The organism is Erythrobacter sp. QSSC1-22B, from assembly GCF_001678665.1.
In the GTDB taxonomy this organism is placed as follows: Bacteria; Pseudomonadota; Alphaproteobacteria; order Sphingomonadales; family Sphingomonadaceae; genus Qipengyuania.
Genome location: NZ_LZRP01000022.1, coordinates 1 through 4,358, shown reverse-complemented (window position 1 = coordinate 4,358; position 4,358 = coordinate 1). Strand labels below are relative to the sequence as shown.

The 4,358-nt window shown below is 58.4% G+C and carries 6 protein-coding genes; 3 read left to right on the top strand and 3 right to left on the bottom strand.

The features are described 5' to 3' along the window. Positions 1 to 121: 121 nt before the first annotated feature. The 3 genes from A9995_RS15600 to A9995_RS15590 all read left to right on the top strand — a co-directional run bounded on the left by A9995_RS15600 (position 122) and on the right by A9995_RS15590 (position 1,789). Positions 122 to 586, top strand: coding sequence for a hypothetical protein (locus A9995_RS15600; RefSeq protein ID WP_145917024.1), 465 nt, complete (start codon positions 122 to 124; stop codon positions 584 to 586). Positions 587 to 635: 49 nt separating this feature from the next. After that, positions 636 to 1,310 (top strand): YsnF/AvaK domain-containing protein, encoded by a 675-nt coding sequence (locus tag A9995_RS15595; RefSeq protein ID WP_067614709.1) that lies wholly within the window; start codon positions 636 to 638, stop codon positions 1,308 to 1,310. Positions 1,311 to 1,390: 80 nt separating this feature from the next. After that, positions 1,391 to 1,789, top strand: a complete 399-nt coding sequence (locus tag A9995_RS15590; RefSeq protein WP_067614707.1) for a DUF2382 domain-containing protein — start codon at positions 1,391 to 1,393, stop codon at positions 1,787 to 1,789. Positions 1,790 to 1,936: 147 nt separating this feature from the next. On the opposite strand, the gene A9995_RS15585 is transcribed toward A9995_RS15590, so the two are convergent. The 3 genes from A9995_RS15585 to A9995_RS15580 form a co-directional block, all read right to left on the bottom strand. Further along, positions 1,937 to 3,100, bottom strand: a complete 1,164-nt coding sequence (locus A9995_RS15585) for an AI-2E family transporter (RefSeq protein WP_082992832.1) — start codon at positions 3,098 to 3,100, stop codon at positions 1,937 to 1,939. Next, positions 3,097 to 3,261, bottom strand: a complete 165-nt coding sequence (locus tag A9995_RS17155; protein ID WP_168157444.1) for a hypothetical protein — start codon at positions 3,259 to 3,261, stop codon at positions 3,097 to 3,099. Before A9995_RS17155 ends, A9995_RS15585 begins: the two co-directional genes overlap by 4 nt. 109 nt (positions 3,262 to 3,370) lie before the next feature. Beyond that, positions 3,371 to 4,216, bottom strand: coding sequence for a patatin-like phospholipase family protein (locus A9995_RS15580; RefSeq protein WP_067614704.1), 846 nt, complete (start codon positions 4,214 to 4,216; stop codon positions 3,371 to 3,373). Between the last annotated feature and the right edge of the window lie 142 nt (positions 4,217 to 4,358).

Below are 4,358 nucleotides of genomic sequence, written 5' to 3'. Positions count from 1 at the left end.
ATATTAACGGCCGAAAAAATTTCGGAACTCGATCAAAGGTTCTGCATTAAATCAACATGAACCGGGGCTGCATTCACATACAGCCTTATATACATGAGCATATTTAGTGGAGACCAAATCGATGGCAGAAATACCAATTACAAAAGAAAGTTCGAAATCCTGGCTCTGGGTATTACTCGCGTTGCTTGCCGTAGCACTAATTGCTTGGTGGATCCTGGCGGACAATGAAGACGAAACCGCTGTCTACGTGGCCGACGATACCGTCGCCGCAGGCACCGTCGCACCGACAGGCATGCTGACCGTCGGCGAGACGGTCGACCTCGATGGCGTCGAAGTGTCGTCGCTGGCCGGCGACATGGCCTTCTACATCGAGATGAACGGCGAACGCGTTCCGGTGTTCTTCGATCAAGTCCCCACCCCCGGCGACGCGACCGAAGGCGAATACGACATCAACCCAGGTTCGATTGTAAATATCGACGGCGAAGTTCGCTCCGCCACCGATACGCTTCCGGCCAATGCAGATCCGTCAATCCTCGGCGATTCGCAAAACTACATCTTCGCAAACTCGATCGAGATGGTTCGCTAATTCAGGCGTCAACCCCGCGGTTTGCCTCACTCAATTTAGGAAAAATATTATGCGTCACGACAAAAGATTCGAAAACCTCGAAGCCCTCGGCGAATGGAAGCTCGAGCATAGCTCGCAGGACATCCGCGGCATGCCGCTGGTCAATACAGAAGGCCACCAGTTCGGCATCATCGACGATCTGCTCGTCGATCGGAAAAACGAGCGTGTCATGGCCATCCGGCTCAAGGATGGTCGGGTTACCCCGGTTGAGCCGCTCGACATCCATGACAATTGCGTCGTCTATGGCGAAGAAGCCGTTCGCCACGCCGACCGCGGCGTCAAGGAAGGCCATGTGGTCGATAAGGAAGTGATTCCCGTCGTGGAAGAGCGGGTTGCCATCGGCAAGCGCGTCTCCGATCGCGGCAAGGTCATCAATGTTCACACCAATGTCGTCACCGACAAGGTCAGCGAAGATGTCCACCTGCGCAAGGAAAACGTCTCGGTCGAAAAGCGTCCGGTCGATGATCGCCGCGTATCCACCAAGGATGCCAATGCGATGCTCGACGGCAAGTCGGTCACCATGACCGAGCGCAACGAAGAAGCCGTGGTCGCCAAGGATGCCGTCGTCACCGACGAAGTGGTGGTCAAGAAGACCGCCGGAGACAAGGTCGAGCACATCGACGAAACCGTCCGCAAGACCAAGGTCGATGTCGACACCGACAACAACGCCCGTCGCCGCACGTAACAACCAGCGATGACTAGGAAAGGGGCCGGTAGCGCATATGCCGCTGCCGGCCCCTTCTCCGTTCAGGATGGAGCCCTAAAATGACAAAAGCAGACGAAGCCGCTCCCTCGCGCCGCAAGGTTGTGGAGGAAGAGATCATACCATTGGTCGAGGAGCGCGTGCGGTTCGACAAGATATCCAAGCAAGGCCGCACCGTGACGGTCCGAACCCACCCGGTGACCGAGACGGTTACGGTGAGCGAACCCGTAATTCGCGAGAGCGTCAGCGTCGAGCGTGTGCCGATCGGCAGAGTAGTGACCGAAATCCCGCCCGTGCGCGAAGAAGACGATCTGACCGTGATCCCCGTGGTCGAGGAACAGGTTCGCGTGGTCGTGGAGCAGGTGCTGGTCGAAGAGATCCATTTGCGCCGCACACGCGAGGAAACCGTCGAGGAATTCGAGGTCGAGCGCCGCCGGACCGAGGTCGAGATCGACGAGTGAGCCGCGACGCGTGACCACTGCGGGCGGGGCCATGGCCCCGCCCTGCGCGAACTAGCGCAGGCTCACCACATTGTCGCTGACCCTGCGCGCGCGGCACCCTTCTATGCGAGTGTCAGCACGATTTTCGCTGACGTGACGCAGAGGGCCTCACGCCCCACTCTGAGGCACCTCTCGCACACCCTCTTTCTCACCGTTCTTCTCGGCTCGCCGTTCAAGCGAGACCTTGATCATCGCCAAGAGGGGATCGGCGAGGAACAGGCCTAGGATGCCAAAGAGGGTGCCCATGATAAGCTGGGTCGCAAGCACCAAGGCGGGCGCTAGATCGACGGCCTTCTTAGCGATCATCGGCACCACGACATAGCCATCGAAGTTCTGGACGAACAAATAGACGAAGGTGGTGTAGATGCCCATCTCAACCCCGCCGGAGAACCCGACCAGGACCATCAGCACTCCTGAGATGAGCGCACCCAAATTGGGAACGAAGGCGAGGAGCCCGGTCAATATCGCAAGCAGAACCGCCATCGGCACCGTGCCAATCCCGACCAGAGGCGCGACCACAGCGAGCATGATGTAGGTGAACACACCTTCAATGAGCATTCCGAGCAGTCGGCCGGCCATGAGCCGGCGCATGCTTTTGGCCATGCGACTGACGGTCACATAAAAGGAGTCTCTCTTTGCACGCGGGAGAATCCAGGCAACGCCGCGTTCGTAGAGCTGCGGCTCCAAGACAACATAAACCCCTATCACGATGATAACCACGACCGTGACCAGACCGCCAAAGAGACCACCCAGCGCGCTGGTCAATGTGCCAATCCCGCTGCTGATACCGCCAGCGTAATTCTCCAACTGCGCCTGGCTGACGTCGAAGCCTTGCGCCTGAGCCCAGGCGATCAGGTCCGTGATCTGCCGTTCGATGATGGCCGGGAACATCGCTGCATCGCGCGAGATCGTAGAGCCAGCATAAATGGCGAGCCAAGTGAAAAACGCCACGGTCAGCACCAGCACGATCACGACGCGCCAGGCTCTTGCGATTGGCAAAATCCGTCCGAGCAAACGCGCGCCGCCGTCGACGATGGACGCAAAGACCATGGCCCCAAAAATGACGAGCAGCGACTGAGAAATATAGACGAGCAATACGACCGCGCCGACAATCGATACCCAGACGACGGCGCGCTGCACCTCGTATTGTATGCGCGGACCGGTCACACGTGCCGGGCTGTCGCCCAGATCCTCATCGGCTAGCTCGGCAGGACTGGCGAAGCGGTTCTCGCTGTCGCTTCCCTTAGTCGGTGTTTTGAAGGGCGTGCTCATGGCATCAGCGAGGGGCGGCCACCGACCGAGTCGACGAGAAGCGGGCACAGCGAAGAGACCCAACTGACACGATTGAGGCTGGTCGTAGCGTCAAGCGAGAAGGACAGAAACTCCTTACGATTGCCGACATTTTCCAGCGGCACCGGACCCAGTAATGGCATCAAAGGCTCCTTCGTCGACGCAGAAGAAACTAGATTTTCGCTGGGACAAACCCGCCGCCAACCATACAGGCTGTTGGGATCATTGTTCCCTGATGCGCGGCTTTTTTACCTACTTGGCGAGCAAAGCTTCGATGTCTTTTCGCCCTTGGCGATAGGTAGCCCGCAAGGCGTCGGCATCGGTAAAATCAATCTTGTCAGCCGGAGTGGCAGAGGAAGGCTTGAGATAGGTCCGACCTTCGACATCCGGCAAATTTGTGTAGTCGCGCGTTAGCAACACCAGGGTGCGGCCCGAGTTTGGGGTCGGCATCGGAGCGTTGTCGACTGTGCCCGCGTCGATGACCGGGTTGCCGTCCCATTCCCGCATATCGAATACCGGAGGGATGGTCGCAGCCTGGCAGACCAGATCTTTCAGCTTGCCCTGCCGAGCCGCCGCCCGTGCATCGACGCGCATCTCATTAGCTCCCACTGCCTCAGCATATTTGCCATGCGGCGTTGAACGCAGCTTCTTGTCGACCTCATACATGAACATGGTGGCGGCGGCAGCCAGTTTGATCGGAAGCCAACCCGGCGGGCGAGCCAGGAGAACCTCGAATGCTGGCCCATCCGCAATCGCTTGCTCCGCCTCACTGTCGATCACTTCATCAACAACCCTGCGATATATCTGCTGATGCGGAGTTGGTTCGGTGGGACATTCTCCGGTGCCAATCTCTAAATTTTCGTCGTGCTCGTTCAATCGGTTGCAGAACACCTCGACTAGTTTCGATCCGCGATCCGCGATGAAACAGGCACCCGCAAGTGCGCCGCCACTTGCGCAGGCGATCCGTTCGGGCGCGAGTTCATGAGTGGACCGAAGTGCGTCCAGCGCGCCGCCTTGCCAGAAGCAGCGTATCCCACCGCCTGAGAAACTCAGCTGTTCGTAGGCATCTTGCAACTGACCGTGGATGACTGATTCCATACGGACCGAAATGCACGAGGAGCATCAATGCTCCGAAGAAACCAGAACTGAACGGCCTCAAGGTGCAGGCCCGGAGAGGCTCTGTCAGCTCTCAGCCTTGAAGGTGAGCTCCCCACTTGATATGCCGACAGCATCTAAGAGC

Excerpts from the sequence above, each read along its gene's own strand:
- A9995_RS15600 (WP_145917024.1), top strand. The coding sequence starts at position 122 with ATGGCAGAAATACCAATTACAAAAGAAAGTTCGAAATCCTGGCTCTGG.
- A9995_RS17155 (WP_168157444.1), bottom strand. The coding sequence starts at position 3,261 with ATGCCATTACTGGGTCCGGTGCCGCTGGAAAATGTCGGCAATCGTAAG.
- A9995_RS15580 (WP_067614704.1), bottom strand. The coding sequence starts at position 4,216 with ATGGAATCAGTCATCCACGGTCAGTTGCAAGATGCCTACGAACAGCTG.
- A9995_RS15590 (WP_067614707.1), top strand. The coding sequence starts at position 1,391 with ATGACAAAAGCAGACGAAGCCGCTCCCTCGCGCCGCAAGGTTGTGGAG.
- A9995_RS15595 (WP_067614709.1), top strand. The coding sequence starts at position 636 with ATGCGTCACGACAAAAGATTCGAAAACCTCGAAGCCCTCGGCGAATGG.
- A9995_RS15585 (WP_082992832.1), bottom strand. The coding sequence starts at position 3,100 with ATGAGCACGCCCTTCAAAACACCGACTAAGGGAAGCGACAGCGAGAAC.